Origin of the sequence: Amycolatopsis sp. NPDC059021 (genome assembly GCF_042739895.1) — a bacterium.
In the GTDB taxonomy this organism is placed as follows: domain Bacteria; phylum Actinomycetota; class Actinomycetes; order Mycobacteriales; family Pseudonocardiaceae; genus Amycolatopsis.
The window spans coordinates 1-16,491 of sequence record NZ_JBHYIQ010000067.1; the positions used below are offsets into that span (position 1 = coordinate 1).

Consider the following 16,491-nt stretch of genomic DNA (forward strand, 5'->3'; position numbering starts at 1 on the left):
GTGCTGCTGGCGCACGCCACGGCCTCGGCCGACATCGTCGGCATCGTCACCTCCTCGTCGGGAGTGCTCGGCACCCTGGTGCTCGCCACCGCGATCTTCAAGATCAACGACTGGAACCTCTACTCGTCGTCGCTGGGCCTGGTCAACGTCGTCGACGTGCTGTTCGGCCGCAAGGTCGGCCGCGTCCGCGTGGTCCTGGTGCTGGGCGCGCTCGGCACCGCGGCGTCCGCGCTGGGAATCGCCGACGACTTCGCGGGCTTCCTGACCGCGGTCGGCGTGCTCACCCCGCCGGTCGCCGGGGTGCTCATCGCCGAGTATTTCGTCGTCCGCCGGTGCCGCCCCGTGCTCGACGCCTTGCGCGAACACGGTTCGGTGCCGGGTCCGCATCGGGACTGGGTGCCCTCGGCGCTGGTCAGCTGGGCGCTCGGCACGGCGTGCGCGGTCTTCGCCGACTTCGGTATTCCCGCGATCAATTCGGTGATCGTGGCCTTCGCCGGTTATCTCGCGGCGAGCCGGATCTTCCCGGCCCGCCGCCGGACACAGGGAGGAACGGACATGCTGCCACTGATCGGGCGTGAAGAACTCAGGCGCGCGATGGACGAGGGCACGGTGATCGTGGTCGACACGATGCCCGTCGCCTACTACGAACGGGAACATCTGCCCGGCGCGCGCAACATCCCCGGCTTCCCGTACGAGCGCGCGGCGGAGTTCACCGACGCGTACGCACCGGACGTGCTTCCGGACAAGGCCGCCGCGATCGTCGTCTACTGCGCCAACATCCCTTGCCGCAACAGCGAATTCGTCGGCGCCCGCCTGCGCGAACTCGGCTACACCAGCGTCCGCAAGTACCGCGAGGGCATCGAGGACTGGGTGGACGCCGGATACCGGACCGAGTCCGGCACCCCGGCGGCGGCGCGTCCGGCACCGGTTTCCGGTGACAGCACCGAATAGGAGGAGAAGGAAATGGGAACGAGAATATCCGTGCTCGCGGCCGCCGTCGCGGCGACCGCGGCACTGCTCGGCTGCACCACGATGACGCCCGCGATCGCGGCGGAGCGCGTCGCCGTCACGATCCAGGACGACACCGTCATCGACGTGACCTCGGCCAACTACGACCAGGTCATGGAGATGTCGAAGACCAAACCGGTGGTGCTCGACTTCTACGCCACCTGGTGCGGCCCGTGCCGGCAGATGGCGCCGTATCTGGAGAAGTACCACAAGGCCGACAACGGGAAGTGGATCTGGGCGAAGGTCGACCTGAGCAACAGCGGGCAGAACAAGGACATCGCGGACAAGTACAGCATCGAGTACATCCCGACGCTCATCGACATCAGGGACGGGCAGGAGAAGGGCAGCAGGGTCGTCGGGTTCGACTCCGGCAGCGGCCCCGCCGACCTGCGTACCTGGCTGAACGGTCTCTGACGCACCGCCGCCGGGGCCCTCGGCGCCGGCGGCGATCCGTCCCTCTCCGCGAAGGGTTTCCCATGAAGCGCAAGACAAGGGCCGCCGTGCTGGCGGTCTGTTTCGCCGTGGTGGCCGGGGTGCTGCCCGCCACCGCGTCCGCCGCGAGCACCCCGGCCGGGGCGACGGCGGTGTACATCGTGCGGCTGAAGCCGATGGCCGCGGACAAGGACAAGGTCACTGCCGCCGCGAACGCGATGATCGCCAAGTACGGCGGCACCCTCCGCCGCGTCTACTACTCCGTTTCGCAGGCGTTCTCCATCGACCTGACCGAAGAACAGCACACGAAGTACCTCACCGACGCCGCGGTCAGCACCGTCGGCGCCAACCAGACCTACACCGCGGCGGGCACCCAGGACGACCCGCCGTCGTGGGGGCAGGATCGCATCGATCAGCCGGACCTCCCGCTCGATCACCGGTTCACCTACCCGAACACGGCGTCGAACGTGCACGTCTACGTGCTCGACACCGGCGTCCGCACCAGTCACCGCGACTTCGGCGGTCGCGCGCACGCCGCGTTCGACGCCATCGAGCCCGAGCACGACCGCAGCGGCACCGACTGCAACGGGCACGGCACGCGGGTCGCCGCCACCATCGGCGGACACCACTTCGGCGTCGCGAAAGAGGCGTCGATCGAATCGGTGCGGACGCTCGGCTGCGACGGCACCGGGACGACCGAGCAGATCCTGACCGCGCTGGACTGGGTGAACGTCCACGCGCGGCGGCCTGCCCTGCTCAACCTCAGTTTCGCCGGCCCCGGCGGCACGGTCGTCGACATCCAGCTCTACAAGATGACCCAGCTCGGGCTCGCCTACGCCACGGCGGCGGGCAATGCCGGTGCCGACGCCTGCGGCAGCACTCCGGCGCGGCAGACCACCGGGATCACCGTCGGTGCGACGGACGCGGCCGACCGCAGGGTGCCGTCGTCGAACTTCGGTGACTGCGTGGACCTCTACGCGCCGGGCAAGGACATCAGGACCGCGGACAACCGGAGCGACACCGCCTGCACCACGGTGTCGGGCACGTCGATCGCGTCGGCGGAGGCGGCCGGTGCCGCCGCGATGTACCTGTCCGCGCATCCCGACGCCAAGCCGGACGCGCTCGACGCGGCGCTCAAGGCCGCCGCGTCGAAGGACAAGGTCACCGATCCCGGTACCGGATCGCACAACCTCCTGCTCCATACCGCCTAGGGCTCGCGGCCGGGACGACGGTGGAGGACTCGACCATGAATGTCGCCGCGCCACCCGGCCGCGCCACCGGGCTGCCGCTGGGCGCGCTCCTCGCGCTCGCCACTTCGGTGTTCCTCGGCTGCCTGACCGAGGTCGTGCCCGCCGGGATCCTGCTCCCGGCGTCGGCCGATCTCGGCGTCTCGCCCGCGGTCACCGGACAGCTCGTGACGGTGTACGCGATCACCACCGCGCTCACCGCGGTACCACTGACCGCGGCCACGACCCGGATACCCCGCAAGGCACTCCTGCTCGTGCTCGTCACCGGGTTCGTGGTGACCAACGCGGTCATCGCGCTGTCCCCGTGGTTCGCGCTCGTCCTCGTGGCGCGGGTGGTCTCCGGCGCGATCACCGGCGTCCTGTGGTCGCTCGTCGCGAACTACGCCATGCGGCTCGTCTCGGTGGAACGGTCCGGCCGCGCGCTCGCCGTCGCGATGGCGGGCACCCCGGTGGGTTTCGCGCTCGGTGTACCCGCGGGCGCCGCGCTCGGCGTGCTCATCGGCTGGCGCTGGGTGTTCGTCGTCATGGCGCTCATCGCGCTGCCGCTGCTCTGGTGGATTTCGGCGGTCGTCCCGCCGCTACCGGGGGAACCGGCCGGCGGCCGGACGCGGCTGCGTACCGTCCTGCGGACCCCGGGACTGCGTCCGCTGCTGGTCCTGGTGATCGCGTTCTCCTTGGCGCACAACATCTTCTACACCTACCTCGGCCCGTTCTACGCCGGGCATGGGCACGCCGGGCTGCTCAGCGCCGGGCTGTTGTTGTTCGGGCTGGCCACGGTCGCCGGACTGTGGCTCGTCGGGCTCGCGCTCGACCGGCATCCCCGCGCCGTGCTGCTGTCCTGCGCGGCGACCGCCGCCTGCTGTATCGCCGTGCTCGCCGTCGGCGGACGCGGCCCCGGCGTCCTGCTCGCGGCGACGGCGTTGTGGGGACTCGCCTTCGGCGGCGCGCCGACGTCGTTCCAGGCGGTCACCGCCCTGCTCGCCGGGCGCCGCGCCGATACCGCGCAGTCGCTCACCATCGCGAGCTGGAACGGCGCGGTGGCCGGGGGAGCGCTGACCGGCGGGATCATCCTCGGCACGGCGCCCGCGGCCCTGCCGTGGGTCGCGGTCGCGCTGCTGACCGTGCCGCTACTGCTCGCCACTCCAGTCACCTCGACCAACGGGCGCGACTGACGTGCCCGTGTCCACAGAGGACTCACATCGCGTTACGCCTGATGAGCGCACGTGCTGTCACGGTTGGGGGCGGGCTTTCACTACGAGGGCGGCACTCACGATCAGTGCGGTCGCCAGACCGGTCAGTCCGAGGCCGAGGGTGGTGGCGGCCGCGATCGCGCCGACGAGGAGCGGGCCGCCCGCGTCGCCGAGTTCGCGGCCGACTTCGGCGGCGCCCATGGTCTGCCCGAGCCGTTCGGGCGGGGTACTCGCCGCGAGATGGGCGAAGCCGATCGGGGTGACCAGGCCGGTGCCCGTTCCGATGGCGACGGCGGCGATGACGAGCCCTGCCACGCCAGGCACTGCCGCGGCCAGCGTCATGCCCGCCGCGGCGAGGGCGAGTCCCGCGGCCATGCCCGCTCCGTCACGGATCCGGCCGGCGTCGCGGGCACGTCCGCTCCAGGGCTGGACCAGCGCGGCGCAGGCGGCCAGCAGGGACACGATCGCGCCGGTGGCCAGGGGCCCGAGTCCGTGGCCTGCCCCGGCGACGGGGAGGAAACCGACGCCGACGGCGAGCGCGGCGGTGGCACCGGCCAGTCCGAGCGTGGGCCGCAGGAAGCCGGCGGTGCTCAGCCTGCGGGCCAGGTCGAGCAGCGTCTGCCGGGTCCGGGGCAGCGGCGCGACCGCGGGGACGACGAGCACGGCCCAGAGCGCGACCGCGGCGGCGAGCACGGCAAGGGCGAGGAACAGCAGGGAGTATCCGCCGAGGGTGATCAGGACACCGCCGAGCAGCGGCCCGAGGGTGTAGCCGAGTCCCTTCCACGCGCCGTACCCGCCGAAGGCCCAGCCATGGCGGTCTTGCGGCGAGAGCCGGGCGACCATGGCGCCCGCGGCGGGGGAGAAGGCCGCGGCCGCCGCGCCCTGGCCCAGCCGGGCGAGGCCGACCAGCGCCGGATCCCCGGCGACGACGAACGCGGCGGACGCGACGGCGAAGGCCAGCAAGCCGCCGAGGAGGACCGGTCGTGCGCCGACGTGGTCGGCCAGTGAGCCGAACAGCGGTTTGAGCACCACTTCGGCGCCGTCGTAGATCGCCAGGAGGACGCCGAGGGTCAGCAGCGAGGCGTGTCCGGCTTCGGTGTACCCGCCGAGGCCGGCGGCGATGCTGTGCGCGCCGGACGCGGTGACGAAACCGGCGGCGTACAAGGGAAACAACCGGCCGCGGTCGCGGGAGGTCTCGCTGCTCATCGATGCGGTCCCGGTGACATCTCAGTCCTTTGTGGACGAATTCAGGCGGAGCCGGTCGCGAGCCAGGTGCCGATCTGGCCCAGCACGTCGCCTTCGTAGTCTTCGCCGACCATGCGGCCCAGGTCGGCGATCGTCACCTCCCGCAGCGCGGCACGCCAGGCCCGGTCGGCGGCGATCATCGTGCGGGTGATCGCGCACGGCGCGGTGCACGCCTCCGGCGGCGCCGCCATCGGGCCCCGCTGCCGGATCTCCGTGCACACGAAGGTCGGCTGGGGGCCTTCGACGGCCTCGACGACGTCGAGAACCGTGATCTCCTCGGGCGAGCGCGTCAGCACGTACCCGCCGGCCTTTCCCTGCGCGGACCGGACGAGCTGGGCCCGGGACAGCGCTTGCAGCTGCTTGGCCAGGTAGGTGGCCGAAACCCCGTGCAACTCCGCCAAGCGGACCGCGGGTACCGGCTCGGCCGCCGCCGTCAGCACCACGCAGCAGTGCAACGCCGTTTCGACACCACCGGACACCTTCACGCGTCCAGCCTAACCAGCGGGCTTGACTCGGACAACAGGTGTCCGAGTAAACTTCGAACTCGGACACATCGAATCCGAGTCAAGGAGCTCCTCATGAAGATCGCGGTGATCGGCACCGGCCTCATCGGTTCCCAGGTGGCGCGGCAACTCGCGGACGCGGGCCACGACGTCACGGCGCATTCGCTCTCCACCGGTGTCGACCTGCTCACGGGTGAGGGGCTCGACGACGCGGTGCGCGGCGCCAAGGTCGTGGTGGACCTGACCAACTCGCCGACCTTCGACGAAGCCGCGATCGACTTCTTCCGCACGACGGTCACCAACGAGCTGTCGGCCGCCGGGAAGGCGGGCGTGGAGCACTTCGTCGCCCTGTCCATCGTCGGTGTCGACCAGGTGCCCGACGTCGCCTACTACCGCGCGAAGACCCTGCAGGAGAACCTGATCCAGGCCGGGCCGATCCCTTACTCGATCGTCCGCGCCACCCAGTTCATGGAGTTCGTCCCGGCGGTGCTGGACACGACCACCGACGGCGACGTCGTCCGCCTGCCCGCCACGCCGATCCAGCCCATCGCCTCCGCCGAAGTCGCCGCCGCGGTCGCCGAAACCGCCGTGGGCGCGCCGCTGCGGGGTATCCGTAACATCGGCGGCCCCGAGGTCTTCCCGCTCGACGAACTGGGCCGCCTCACCCTGGCCGAGACCGGTGACCGCCGCACCGTGGTCACCGACGAGGCCGCCGGATTGTTCGCCGCCGCCAAGGGAAACGTGCTCACCACGCCCGAAGGCACCCCGCTGGCCAAGACGCACTACCGCGACTGGCTGCGTTCGCGCTGACCTCAGCGAACGCTCCGAGCGTTCCCCCGGCCCGGTGGAGGCCGCACCCCAGGCCTATCGGCGTGCGGCGGCAAAGCTACGGCGCGATGTGGATATTTGACGGCGAGAAAGCTTGATCCGGTCAAGATCGGTTGTTGCGCAGTGTCTTGGTTCGCAGTGCCGGAAGTGCCTGTGTAGTATGGGGCCGAGCGCGGTCCGGGGGCGGGGTTGCGCCGGGGTATCTGGGGGACTTATGAGATCTTCACAATTGTTGTATTTTCAACGAGGAATTGAATCGGGTTCCGGTGGATTCGATTCGAATTCCTCGTCATGAGTACGCGTGTTTTCCTCCTCGATGATGATCCCGTTTTCCGGGCAGGGCTCCGGGTCACCATCGGCGAGGCGGAGGATGTGGTGGTGGTAGGGGAAGCTGCGGGCTGGCAGGACGCCGTCCGGCAGTTGCACGTACTGAAGCCGCCCGCTGACGTGGTGTTACTCAGTTCCCGCAAGACCGGTTACGGTGACACGGAGGCCTTGCGGGGCCTGAGTGCCAACGGATTCGAATGGCCGGTGCCCAGAATCCTCGTGTTTTCGCAAGTGGATGACGACGACGCGGTGGTGGCGGCGTTGCGCGCCGGCGCCAGGGGTTACCTCGTACAGGGTGTCTCGGCGGCCGAGTTGGTGCGCAGCATCCATTTCGTCGCCGACGGCGGTGCCGTGTTCGCACCGGTCATCGCGAGCAGGCTCGGCAACTATTTCTCGGCTGTGCATGAAATCGCCAGCAGGGTGGCCTTTCCGGAACTCACCGATCGTGAGCGGCAGGTGCTCGATCTCGTCGCCCGCGGCTATGAGAACCGGCGTATCGCCCGGGAGCTCGTATTGTCCGAGAAAACCGTTCGAAACCACGTTTCGCGGCTGTTCGCGAAACTGCAGGTGGTCGACCGCGCGGCGGCGGCGCTGCGTGCCAGGGACGCTGGGCTGGGCGTCTGAACGGTCGGCCTAGGACTACGGTCTTAGCCCGGCTGAGGGATTCGGACCAGCGGGATAGCACGGATTCGGAGGCTGGTCCGATGTGCCGCCGCCGCTCCGGCGAGAGCATGAAGCGGTGATCGAGCTACGAAATCTCACCAAGCGGTACGGGAACACGGTCGCGGTGGACGACCTGTCCTTCGACCTGAAACCCGGCCGGGTGACCGGATTCCTCGGCCCCAACGGCGCCGGCAAGTCGACCACCATGCGGATGATCCTGGATCTGGACCGGCCGACGGCGGGCCACGTGCTGATCGACGGGAAACGGTACCGGGAGCACCGGGAGCCGTTACGGGTGATCGGCGCGCTCCTCGAAGCGAAGGCGGCGCATGCCGGCCGCACGGCATACGACCACCTGCTCTGGCTGGCGCAGAGCAATGGCATTCCCCGGCGCCGGGTGAGCGAGGTCGTCGATCTGGTCGGGCTCGGGAGCGTGCGGGACAAGCGCGTCGGCGGGTTCTCGCTCGGCATGAGCCAGCGGCTCGGCATCGCCGCCGCGCTGCTCGGCGATCCCGGCATCCTGCTGTTCGACGAACCGGTCAACGGCCTGGATCCGGAAGGTATCCGCTGGATCCGGACCCTGATCAAGGGGCTGGCTGCCGAAGGGCGCACGGTGTTCGTCTCCAGTCACCTGATGAGCGAGATGGCGCTGACCGCCGACCACCTCATCGTGATCGGCAGGGGGAGGCTGCTCGCCGACACCGGCATGACCGATTTCATCGCCCGCAACTCCCGTTCGTTCGTCCGGATCCGCACCACCGAGCCGGAACGGATGCGGTCGGCGCTGGCCGCCGAGAGCATCGAAGTGGTGGACGGCCCCGACGGCACGCTCGAAGCCACCGAGGCGCAGCCGTTCCAGATCGGCGCGGTGGCCTCGGCCAACGGACTGACGCTCGACGAGCTCAGCCAGCAGGCCGCTTCACTGGAGGAGGCGTTCATGCGACTCACCGAGCAGAGCGTCGAATACCACGCTGGACGGGGGGAACGGTGATGGGTGCGCGGACCGTGCTGCTTTCGGAATGGACCAAGATCCGCAGCGTGCGCTCGACGAAAGTCGCCCTGTTGGCGAATTTTCTGCTGGGGTTCGGAATCAGTATGTTGTTCTCGCTGATGTTCCGGAACTACTTCTCCGACCCGAAGAGTGACGCGTCCGGGTTCGACGCGATCTTCTCCGGGCTCGGTGGTCTCCTTTACACCCAGATCGCGCTGGTGGTGTTCGGGGTGCTCGTGGTCAGCGCGGAGTATTCCATGGGGACGATACGGGCGTCACTGGCGGCGGTGCCGCGGCGGGGCCTGTTCTACGCGGGCAAGGTGATGACCGGTACGGCCGTGGCGTTCGGTGTTTCCGTGGTGACGGTGTTCGTCACGTTCTTCGCCTCCCAGGCGACGATAGGTCACCCGCACAGCGTCTCGCTCGGCGATCCGGGAGTGACTCGCGCGGTGGTGGGGCTGTGCCTGTACATGACGCTCATCTCGATGTTCTCCATGGGCGTCGCCACCATGCTGCGGAGTTCGACGTTCTCCTTGGGGATCCTGATCCCGTTGTTCTTCATCGTTTCGCGGATTCTCGCGAACATCCCGGGAATCAAGGTCCTCGCGCGCTACCTGCCCGATCAGGCGGGACAGCAGGTCATGTACCTGATCCCGCAGGGGGACAGCCCGCTGAGCCCTTGGGGCGGCCTGCTGGTGCTGGTCGGCTGGACCGTGGCGGCGCTCGCGGGAGGTTATCTCGTGTTCCGCACGCGTGACGCCTGAGCCGGGGTCAAGTCGGGACAGGATCGGGACATCGAGCCCAGGCGACCGGGATTCACGGCCTTCTAGGTTGGTCATTGTCCAGGGGGGTGGGAAACGCCGGGAGCCGGCGGTCCTTCTCTCGAAGACAAACCGAGAAGGAAGTGGATTCCATGAAGGACGTGGTTTACGAACCGCCGACGCTGGTGCAGATCGGTGAGTTCGAAGAGGTCACGCTGGGCCTGCCGACGAACAAGAAGCACGACTGGGTCTGGTGGGGTTACCTGATTCCGTAACGGGAACGGGGAGACGCGCAGCCACCGGACCGGATGAAGGTTCCGATGGCTTCGTGCTTACCCCCGAGCACCGAACGCATCGGATCGGCGGTGCGGGGAGCTTCGGCTCCCTGCACCTGCTCCTCCCTCATCCACAACGGACACGAGGAGTTCGCGATGAAGATCTATGTTCCACCGACGCTGACCGAGATCGGCGCCTTCGGCGCGCGGACACTCGGCATAACCGGCCCCAGCCACGACTGGTTCTGGTGGGGCACATTTCCCGTGTAGGGGTGTGCGAGCTCCTTGCTCGACACTGTCCACAACAGACTATCGGAGGTCATGATGAAGATCTATGTCCCGCCGTCGCTGACCGAGATCGGTGCCTTCGGCGAACGGACGCTCGGTCCCTTCACCACCCCGCTGCACGACTGGCTGTGGTACGGGATCCATCGGCCGTGAATGCGGGGACTTCGGCCCTGGTCGACACCATCCACAGCAGACTATCGGAGGTCATGATGAAGGTTTATATTCCGCCGTCGCTGACCGAGATCGGCGTTTTCGGCGTGCGAACGCTCGGCCTGATCAAGCCGGGCTACGACTTTTTCTGGTGGGAGTCCTATCCCGCGTGACACGGGTCGTCGAAGGGGGAGAAGAGATGGAACTGCTGGTGCTTCCGGACACGTCCGAAGCCGAAGAACTCGCCGGGGCCGCGGATGCGCGGCTGGTCCGGCACGATTCGGGGCGGCCTTGGCTACGCGGCCGGTGGGCCGACGAGGACCTCACCTTGATCGTGGCGGGCTCGCGCCGGCTGGCGATCTTCGGACGCACGGAGTTCGACCCCGCCGTGGCCCGGCGGGCGCTGGCCGCTGCGCGTTCCGGGCACGATCTGGACGCACTCGCGCGAAGTGTGCCCGGCAGTACCCATTTCTTCGCCTCGATCAACGGTTCGCTGCGTTGCCAGGGCGATGTTTCCACTGCCCGGCAAGTGTTTCACGCCACCGTGGCCGGGGTGACCTTCGCGGCCGACTCACCGCGTCCGCTGCTCGCGCTCACCGGCGCGCGAGTGGACGAGGAGACGCTCGCGCTGCGGATGCTCATCCCGGTCACGCCGTGGCCACTTTCCTTGCGCACCATGTGGTCCGGGGTGCGTCAGGTCGCCGCCGGACACTGGCTCGACGTAGACGGGCGAGGACGGCATCGCGAGGTGCGGTGGTGGTCGCCACCCCCGGCCGAGCGGACGATGGCGCGGGCCGCCGAAGAGGTCCGGGTGGCACTCGGGGAGGCCGTGCGAGTTCGAACGCGCCGCATCGGCTCTGTCGCGAGTGACCTTTCGGGTGGTCTCGATTCCACGACGCTGTGCTTCCTCGCGGACGCCGTCGGCGCGAATCTGGTCACCCACCACTGGAAGCCCCACGACCAAGCCAACGAGGACACCAGGTGGGCCGAGCACGCGGCGAAGGCGTTGCCGAAGGCGCGGCACCGGTTCCGCGAGCTCGACCAGGCACCGAGCTGGTTCGAGGCCGGCCCGGAGAGCGCGAGCGACATCGAAGGCCCACCGTCGTGGCACCGCAATCGCGCGCATATGGCGGCGTTCACCGAGACGGACGTCGCCGAGGGGGCGAGCATCCACCTCATGGGGCTGGGCGGGGACGAGTTGTTCAGCCCGATGCCCGCGACCATGTGGTCGCTGGCGCGCAAACGGCCGGCGGCCGCGGTACCGGTGATCCGCCGGTACCGGCTGATGAACCGCTGGGGCGCCGCCGAGACCCTGCGCGCGCTGGCCGACACCACGGATTTCGCCCGTTCGTTGCGGGATGCCGCGGATCTGCTCACCGCGCCACCTTCGCCTCCCTACGCCGTCCAGCTCGGCTGGCGGGGTGACCTCCGGTTGCCGCCGTGGGCGACCCCGGATGCCGTGGCCACGGTGGCGCGGTTGCTGCGCGAGGCGGCCTATGACCAGCCACGCCCGCTCGACCCGGATCGCGCCCGGCACCAGGTGCTCGAGTTCGTCACGCATTCCGGGGCGGCGATCCGCCAGCTGCGCATGGCGTTTCAGGACCAGGGCGTCGAATGGGCCGCACCGTTCCTCGACGACCCGGTGATCGAGGCCGCGCTGTCGGTGCGTGTCGAGGACCGGGTGCCGCGCGGCAGGTACAAACCGCTGCTGACGACCGCGATGCGCGGTCTGGTACCGGACGAGATCCTGGACCGGCGTAGCAAGGGCGAGTACAGCGCGGAGGTCTACGACGGGCTCGAACGCAACCGGGCCGCGCTGACCGAGTCGTGCGAGGACCTGGACCTGGCGAGACGCGGGCTGGTCGACGCCGGCAGGCTCCGGCGGTCGCTGCTCACGCTGGGCCCGGACACCGAGCACATCGCGATCTTCGAGAACACGCTGGCCTGTGAGACCTGGCTGCGCTCGCCGAGCGTGGCCGCCGCGACGACAGGGGGAGTTTCGTGAAAGTCCGGCTTCAGGCCGAGGTGACCGCGACGGACAGCGAGGACGGTATCGTCCTGCTCGATCAGCGGGACGGCCGTTACTTCCAGCTGAACGCCACCGGCGCGGCGACGTTGCGCCTTCTCCTCGAGGGGCACACGCTCGAGGACGCCGCGGCGGCCCTCGCCGAGCGTGCCCCGGTCCGCGTGGAACAAGCGCTCGCGGACGTCCGTGAGTTGCTTGCCACGCTGCGCAACGCCCGGCTGGTGATCGCATGACCATTCCGGTCGCCGTCGAACCGCCCGTTTCCCTGCGCTGGCATCGGAACCTCGCGGCCCGTTGCGCCGCCGGGACGGCACGGCTGCTGATCAAGTTGCCGCCGCGGCGGCTGCGCCAGGTACTGGCCATCGCCAGTCGCGGGGCGCGGCCGGCGACACCAGGCGAGGCGCTCGACGCGCGGCAGGCCGTGGTGTCGGTGAGCCTGCGGTGCGCGGGTCAGGGCTGTCTGCAGCGTTCGGTCGCGACCGCGCTGCTGTGCCGGTCGCGCGGCCGGTGGCCCGACTGGTGCACGGGATTCCGTACCCGGCCGTTCCGGGCACACGCGTGGATCGAAGCGGACGGAGCCGCGGTCGGCGAGCCCGAGGACATGACGTTGTTCCACACCGTGATCAGCGTCCGTGGCCGTACTGCCCCGAACCGGGCTGGTCGGCGCACGCCGCCGCTCAGCGACGGCCCTGCACCCGGCGGGACGGACTGACGAGGCCGCTTTCGTACGCGGCGATGACGAGCTGGGCGCGGTCCCTGGCATGGAGCTTCGCCAGCAGGTGGCCGATGTGGGTCTTCACCGTGCCCTGGCTCAGCCGCAACTGCTCGCCGATCGCGTGGTTGGACAGCCCGCGTGCGATGAGTACCAGCACCTCGCGTTCACGGCCGGTGATCCCGGTCAGATCGGGAGCCGCGGTGTCCTCGAGATTCCCGAACTTGGCGATCAGCCGCCGGGTGACCGAGGGCGCGAGCAGGGCGTCGCCGCCCGCGATCACCCGGATCGCCGACAACAGGTCCGCTGGTGGCGTGTCCTTGAGCAGGAAACCGCTGGCACCGGCGCGAAGCGCGGCGTAGACGTAGGCATCCAGGTCGAACATCGTCAGGATCAGCACCCGCACCTCGGCGGTCTCCGGGGCCCGGCAGATGCGCCGGGTGGCCTCGACCCCGTCCATCTCCGGCATGCGCACGTCCATCAGCACGACGTCCGGCTTCTCCCGGGTGGCGATCCGCACCGCCTCGGTGCCCGTAGTGGCCTCGCCCACCACGGCCAGGTCGGGGGCGGTGTCGACCAGAACCCGGAAACTGCCGCGCAGCAACGCCTGATCGTCGGCCACGACCACACGGATGGGCTTAGCCACGGTTGTCCCCCTGGGGTCCGAGCGGCAGTCGTACGTGGACGGCGAACCCGCCCCGTGGTGTCGGCCCGGCGGCGAAGGTGCCGTCACACAGCATGACGCGCTCGCGCATGCCGATCAGGCCGTGCCCGGGGGTAGGCGGGGCGTGCGATTGCCTGCGCCCGGAGCCCTCGTCGGCGATCTCGATCCGGACGACCTTCCGCGCCACTTCGACGTCGACCCGGCACCGGGTCGGCGCCGCGTGCTTCGCGACATTGGTCAGGGCCTCTTGCACGATGCGGTACACCGTGAGCCCCAGGCTTTCGGGCAGGTTCTCCGCACCGCTGACGGCGAGGTCGGCGCGCACACCCGCGTCCTCGGCACGAACGGCCAGTGCCGGCAGGTCGGCGATCCCGGGCAGCGGCCGGAAGTCCGCGGCTTCCTCGTCCAGGCGCAGCAGGCTGAGCATGTGCCGCAGGTCGGTGAGTGCGCCGCGGCTGGCCGTTTCGATGGCGCGCAGCGCCTCTTCCGCTTCCGCGGGCCTGCTGTGCAGGACGTAGCCTGCGAGTCCGGCCTTGACGGCGATGACGCCCATGCTGTGCGCGACGATGTCGTGCAGTTCGCGGGCGATGCGCAGTCGTTCCTCGGCCACCGCCTCCCTTGCGAGCTGTTCGGCCGAGCGGCGGGCGTACTCCCGCCGCTCTCGCATCGCCGAGCCGATCGTCCACGCCCCGCCGAGCACCGCCAGCCCCGCCACCACCGGGGTCACCGCGAACAGCCAGCCGTCCGGCGTGCTCACCAGCGAAGCGGCGGCGAGCACGAGGGCGCTGGTGACGCCCAGCACCATCGTGCTCTGCCAGGTCCATCGCTGGCTCGTGAGTGCCATCAGGTACAGCGCTAGCGCGGCCGCCACGAACGGCTCGTGGACCACGTCGAGCGACGCCGCCAGCAGGGAAGCGCCGAGGCCGCACCAGAAGCCCACCGCCGGCCGGAGCCGGCGCACCGCGACCGGTAGTGCGACCATGGCCGCGATCAGGCCGCGTGCCCACACCGGCAGCCCCGAACCGCTCGTGCCGGTCATCGCGAGGCCGGCGAGCACGGCCGCATAGCCGGACGCGAACAACGCGTCCAGGATGATGAGGCGGCCTTCGGCAGAGACCTTCCGCACACCGCGATCATAGGCGGAAATCCGCGCATCGGGACTCGACGGGGACACCATTCCCACGCGGCCGGGACATCGGGACTTCTACGGTGGGGTGCAGCCGGACACCGGGCGGGGAGATTCTTGGGGGAACGATGACGGCGACGCGTGCCGTGGCGGTCGCGGGTGCGGGTATCGGCGGTCTCGCCGCGGCAATCGCGTTGTCCCGCAAGGGTTTCCAGGTGCGGGTCTATGAGAAGGCCGACCGCGTGCGCGCGGCGGGCGTGGGTTTGCATCTGGGCGCCAACGGCAGCCGGGTGCTTCGGCGGTGGGGGCTCGGCGATCTGCTGGACGCGGTCGCGGTGCGGCCTTCCGCGCTGGAAATCCGGGACTGGTTCAGCGGCGGCGTTGTGGCGAGTCAGCCGTTCGGGGCGGAATGGGAGAGGGAATTCGGCGCCCCTTACTACACGATTCACCGCCCCGATCTGCATCGGATACTCGCCGGGCGACTGCCCGCGGGAACGCTGCGGCTCGGTAAGAAGCTGATCGGCTTCGCCGGCAAGAGTGACCGGGTCGAACTCCGGTTCGCCGACGGTACGAGCGCCGAAGCCGACGTCCTGGTGGGCGCGGACGGCATGCGCTCGGTGGTCCGCCGCGTTGCCAACGGCCCGGAGAGCATCGTGTTTTCCGGCAGGGGGGCGTTTCGCGGTGTGGTGCCCGCCGAGGCCACCGGACTGCCGGCGTCGACCATGTTCGTCTGGGCCGGGGCCGACCGGCGGCTGCTGTGCTATCCCGTCCGCGGCGGCGCGTTGCTGACCTACGTGGGCGTCGTGCCGGATCGCGAGCGCACCGAATCGTGGAGCGCGGCCGGCGATCCCGCCGCGCTTCGAGCGGCCTTCGCGGGCTGGTCCCGGGACGCGCGGAAGGTGCTGGCGGCGGCTGGCGAAACCGGGCACTGGGCGTTGAACGACCGGCAGCCGCTGGCACGCTGGAGCTTCGGCCGCGTCACGCTGCTGGGTGACGCGGCGCATCCGATGCTGCCACACCACGGGCAGGGCGCGAGCCAGGCGATCGAGGACGCCGTCGCGCTCGCCCATTTCCTGGCCGTCGAGCCGGACCCGGAAAAAGCGTTGCGGTCCTACGAGTCGATGCGCCTGCCGCACACCACCCGGGTTCAGCTGGGCGCGCGGGACGGTGGCTCGGCGCGATTGACACCGGACCGCCCCGGTGCGGTGCGGTCGCTGACCGCCGACGTCGCCTGGATCCACCACTACGACATCAGGAAAGCACTCGAGGAAACCGAGACTACGGGGGCGAGCAGATGACAGCACAGGAATTCGGCAGACGGCAGGCGCTGAGATTCGCCGCGGGCGCGGGACTGACGGTGGGAATCGGCGCGGCAGGGGTGAACACGGCGTCCGCGGCGGGGTTCCCGCCGGTACCCGGGATGCAGGGGGACCGGCGGGCGAACGAGATGTGGTTCTCGCTCGACGACGCCACGTTGTACCACCCGTCGAAGGAGGTGACCGACGCCTTCACCGCGATCGACGCCTACCTCGGCGGAGGTGTGGAACGGGGCATCGTGCTGACCTGGCTCGACATGCTGAAATCCCCCGGGTATCCGGAAAACTACGCGTCCTTCCTCGCGCCGATCCGCCAGCCGCTCGAGGCTCTTTCCCGGATCCAGCTCGGCGTGTTCGACCGTTTCTACCGGCCGGGCAGCGAGGGCTTCACCACCGCTTTCGAGTACTTCGGCCAGGGCGTGCTGTTCGACCCGCGCGCCAACCCTCCCGTGCACACGATGAATGCGACCCCGGCCCGGCCGCCGCTGGGCTACCCGACCTGGCACGCCTACCTGCGGGGTATGGGCCTGCTCGGCATCCACCGGCGGCGGTGGCGGGAGATCGCTCCGCTCGTCGGGCTCGCCTGGGGACTGCAGAAGATCGCCAATCCCGATCAGTACCACGTCAACCCGCCGCTCTCACGCGAAACCGTGTGGCGGCAACGGTGTTACTGGCTGCCGCGCACGCTCGGACAGCTCGATGCCGACTTCCGCGACTTTCCCTACCCGCCGGAGTGACC

General features: G+C 69.7%; 20 protein-coding genes and 1 pseudogene. 17 read left to right on the forward strand and 4 right to left on the reverse strand.

Annotated features, from left to right (window positions below):
* Nucleotides 1-78: 78 nt before the first annotated feature.
* The 5 genes and pseudogenes from ACFWX1_RS31880 to ACFWX1_RS31900 all read left to right on the forward strand — a co-directional run.
* Nucleotides 79-438 (forward strand): annotated as a pseudogene (locus ACFWX1_RS31880) (cytosine permease); the annotation flags it as partial.
* A gap of 117 nt (nucleotides 439-555) precedes the next feature.
* The gene (locus tag ACFWX1_RS31885) at nucleotides 556-951 is read left to right on the forward strand and encodes a rhodanese-like domain-containing protein (protein WP_378393515.1); all 396 of its coding nucleotides are present in this window, start codon (nucleotides 556-558) and stop codon (nucleotides 949-951) included.
* Between the two features lie 12 nt (nucleotides 952-963).
* Nucleotides 964-1,422 (forward strand): thioredoxin family protein, encoded by a 459-nt coding sequence (locus ACFWX1_RS31890; protein WP_378393463.1) that lies wholly within the window; start codon nucleotides 964-966, stop codon nucleotides 1,420-1,422.
* A 62-nt stretch (nucleotides 1,423-1,484) separates the two neighbouring features.
* Entirely contained in the window at nucleotides 1,485-2,651 is a 1,167-nt protein-coding gene (locus tag ACFWX1_RS31895) for a S8 family peptidase (protein WP_378393464.1), read from the forward strand.
* Nucleotides 2,652-2,686: 35 nt separating this feature from the next.
* On the forward strand, nucleotides 2,687-3,859 hold the full coding sequence (locus ACFWX1_RS31900) for an MFS transporter (protein ID WP_378393465.1): 1,173 nt from the start codon (nucleotides 2,687-2,689) through the stop codon (nucleotides 3,857-3,859).
* 57 nt (nucleotides 3,860-3,916) lie between these two features.
* On the opposite strand, the gene ACFWX1_RS31905 is transcribed toward ACFWX1_RS31900, so the two are convergent.
* Together ACFWX1_RS31905 and ACFWX1_RS31910 are read right to left on the reverse strand one after the other, a co-directional pair.
* Complete coding sequence (locus ACFWX1_RS31905) at nucleotides 3,917-5,083, reverse strand: MFS transporter (protein WP_378393466.1); 1,167 nt, start codon at nucleotides 5,081-5,083, stop codon at nucleotides 3,917-3,919.
* Between the two features lie 41 nt (nucleotides 5,084-5,124).
* Complete coding sequence (locus ACFWX1_RS31910; RefSeq protein ID WP_378393467.1) at nucleotides 5,125-5,607, reverse strand: RrF2 family transcriptional regulator; 483 nt, start codon at nucleotides 5,605-5,607, stop codon at nucleotides 5,125-5,127.
* A 93-nt stretch (nucleotides 5,608-5,700) separates the two neighbouring features.
* Here ACFWX1_RS31910 and ACFWX1_RS31915 point away from each other — a divergent pair, with 93 nt between their 5' ends.
* The 10 genes from ACFWX1_RS31915 (at nucleotide 5,701) to ACFWX1_RS31960 (ending at nucleotide 12,646) form a co-directional block, all read left to right on the forward strand.
* Complete coding sequence (locus tag ACFWX1_RS31915) at nucleotides 5,701-6,435, forward strand: SDR family oxidoreductase (protein ID WP_378393468.1); 735 nt, start codon at nucleotides 5,701-5,703, stop codon at nucleotides 6,433-6,435.
* A 309-nt stretch (nucleotides 6,436-6,744) separates the two neighbouring features.
* The gene (locus ACFWX1_RS31920) at nucleotides 6,745-7,404 is read left to right on the forward strand and encodes a LuxR C-terminal-related transcriptional regulator (RefSeq protein WP_378393469.1); all 660 of its coding nucleotides are present in this window, start codon (nucleotides 6,745-6,747) and stop codon (nucleotides 7,402-7,404) included.
* Nucleotides 7,405-7,519: 115 nt separating this feature from the next.
* A complete protein-coding gene (locus ACFWX1_RS31925; RefSeq protein ID WP_378393470.1) occupies nucleotides 7,520-8,434 on the forward strand; it encodes an ABC transporter ATP-binding protein in 915 nt (304 codons plus the stop codon).
* Entirely contained in the window at nucleotides 8,434-9,198 is a 765-nt protein-coding gene (locus ACFWX1_RS31930) for an ABC transporter permease subunit (RefSeq protein WP_378393471.1), read from the forward strand. The genes ACFWX1_RS31925 and ACFWX1_RS31930 overlap by 1 nt, the downstream gene beginning before the upstream one ends.
* 149 nt (nucleotides 9,199-9,347) lie before the next feature.
* Nucleotides 9,348-9,470, forward strand: coding sequence for a lasso RiPP family leader peptide-containing protein (locus tag ACFWX1_RS31935; RefSeq protein WP_378393472.1), 123 nt, complete (start codon nucleotides 9,348-9,350; stop codon nucleotides 9,468-9,470).
* A gap of 156 nt (nucleotides 9,471-9,626) precedes the next feature.
* On the forward strand, nucleotides 9,627-9,740 hold the full coding sequence (locus ACFWX1_RS31940) for a lasso RiPP family leader peptide-containing protein (RefSeq protein WP_378393473.1): 114 nt from the start codon (nucleotides 9,627-9,629) through the stop codon (nucleotides 9,738-9,740).
* Nucleotides 9,741-9,791: 51 nt separating this feature from the next.
* Nucleotides 9,792-9,911, forward strand: coding sequence for a lasso RiPP family leader peptide-containing protein (locus tag ACFWX1_RS31945; RefSeq protein ID WP_378393474.1), 120 nt, complete (start codon nucleotides 9,792-9,794; stop codon nucleotides 9,909-9,911).
* 196 nt (nucleotides 9,912-10,107) lie between these two features.
* The gene (locus tag ACFWX1_RS31950; RefSeq protein WP_378393475.1) at nucleotides 10,108-11,913 is read left to right on the forward strand and encodes an asparagine synthase-related protein; all 1,806 of its coding nucleotides are present in this window, start codon (nucleotides 10,108-10,110) and stop codon (nucleotides 11,911-11,913) included.
* Nucleotides 11,910-12,167 (forward strand): lasso peptide biosynthesis PqqD family chaperone, encoded by a 258-nt coding sequence (locus ACFWX1_RS31955; protein ID WP_378393476.1) that lies wholly within the window; start codon nucleotides 11,910-11,912, stop codon nucleotides 12,165-12,167. Before ACFWX1_RS31950 ends, ACFWX1_RS31955 begins: the two co-directional genes overlap by 4 nt.
* On the forward strand, nucleotides 12,164-12,646 hold the full coding sequence (locus ACFWX1_RS31960; RefSeq protein ID WP_378393477.1) for a lasso peptide biosynthesis B2 protein: 483 nt from the start codon (nucleotides 12,164-12,166) through the stop codon (nucleotides 12,644-12,646). The genes ACFWX1_RS31955 and ACFWX1_RS31960 overlap by 4 nt, the downstream gene beginning before the upstream one ends.
* On the opposite strand, the gene ACFWX1_RS31965 is transcribed toward ACFWX1_RS31960, so the two are convergent.
* Together ACFWX1_RS31965 and ACFWX1_RS31970 are read right to left on the reverse strand one after the other, a co-directional pair.
* Nucleotides 12,612-13,292: a response regulator gene (locus ACFWX1_RS31965; RefSeq protein WP_378393478.1), complete on the reverse strand. Its 681-nt coding sequence runs from the start codon at nucleotides 13,290-13,292 to the stop codon at nucleotides 12,612-12,614. The genes ACFWX1_RS31960 and ACFWX1_RS31965 overlap by 35 nt on opposite strands.
* A complete protein-coding gene (locus tag ACFWX1_RS31970) occupies nucleotides 13,285-14,436 on the reverse strand; it encodes a sensor histidine kinase (RefSeq protein WP_378393479.1) in 1,152 nt (383 codons plus the stop codon). The genes ACFWX1_RS31965 and ACFWX1_RS31970 overlap by 8 nt, the downstream gene beginning before the upstream one ends.
* A gap of 128 nt (nucleotides 14,437-14,564) precedes the next feature.
* On the opposite strand from ACFWX1_RS31970, the gene ACFWX1_RS31975 reads away from it, so the two are divergent.
* Together ACFWX1_RS31975 and ACFWX1_RS31980 are read left to right on the forward strand one after the other, a co-directional pair.
* Entirely contained in the window at nucleotides 14,565-15,734 is a 1,170-nt protein-coding gene (locus tag ACFWX1_RS31975; RefSeq protein WP_378393480.1) for an FAD-dependent monooxygenase, read from the forward strand.
* Nucleotides 15,731-16,489, forward strand: a complete 759-nt coding sequence (locus ACFWX1_RS31980) for a hypothetical protein (RefSeq protein ID WP_378393481.1) — start codon at nucleotides 15,731-15,733, stop codon at nucleotides 16,487-16,489. The genes ACFWX1_RS31975 and ACFWX1_RS31980 overlap by 4 nt, the downstream gene beginning before the upstream one ends.
* Nucleotides 16,490-16,491 lie beyond the last annotated feature (2 nt).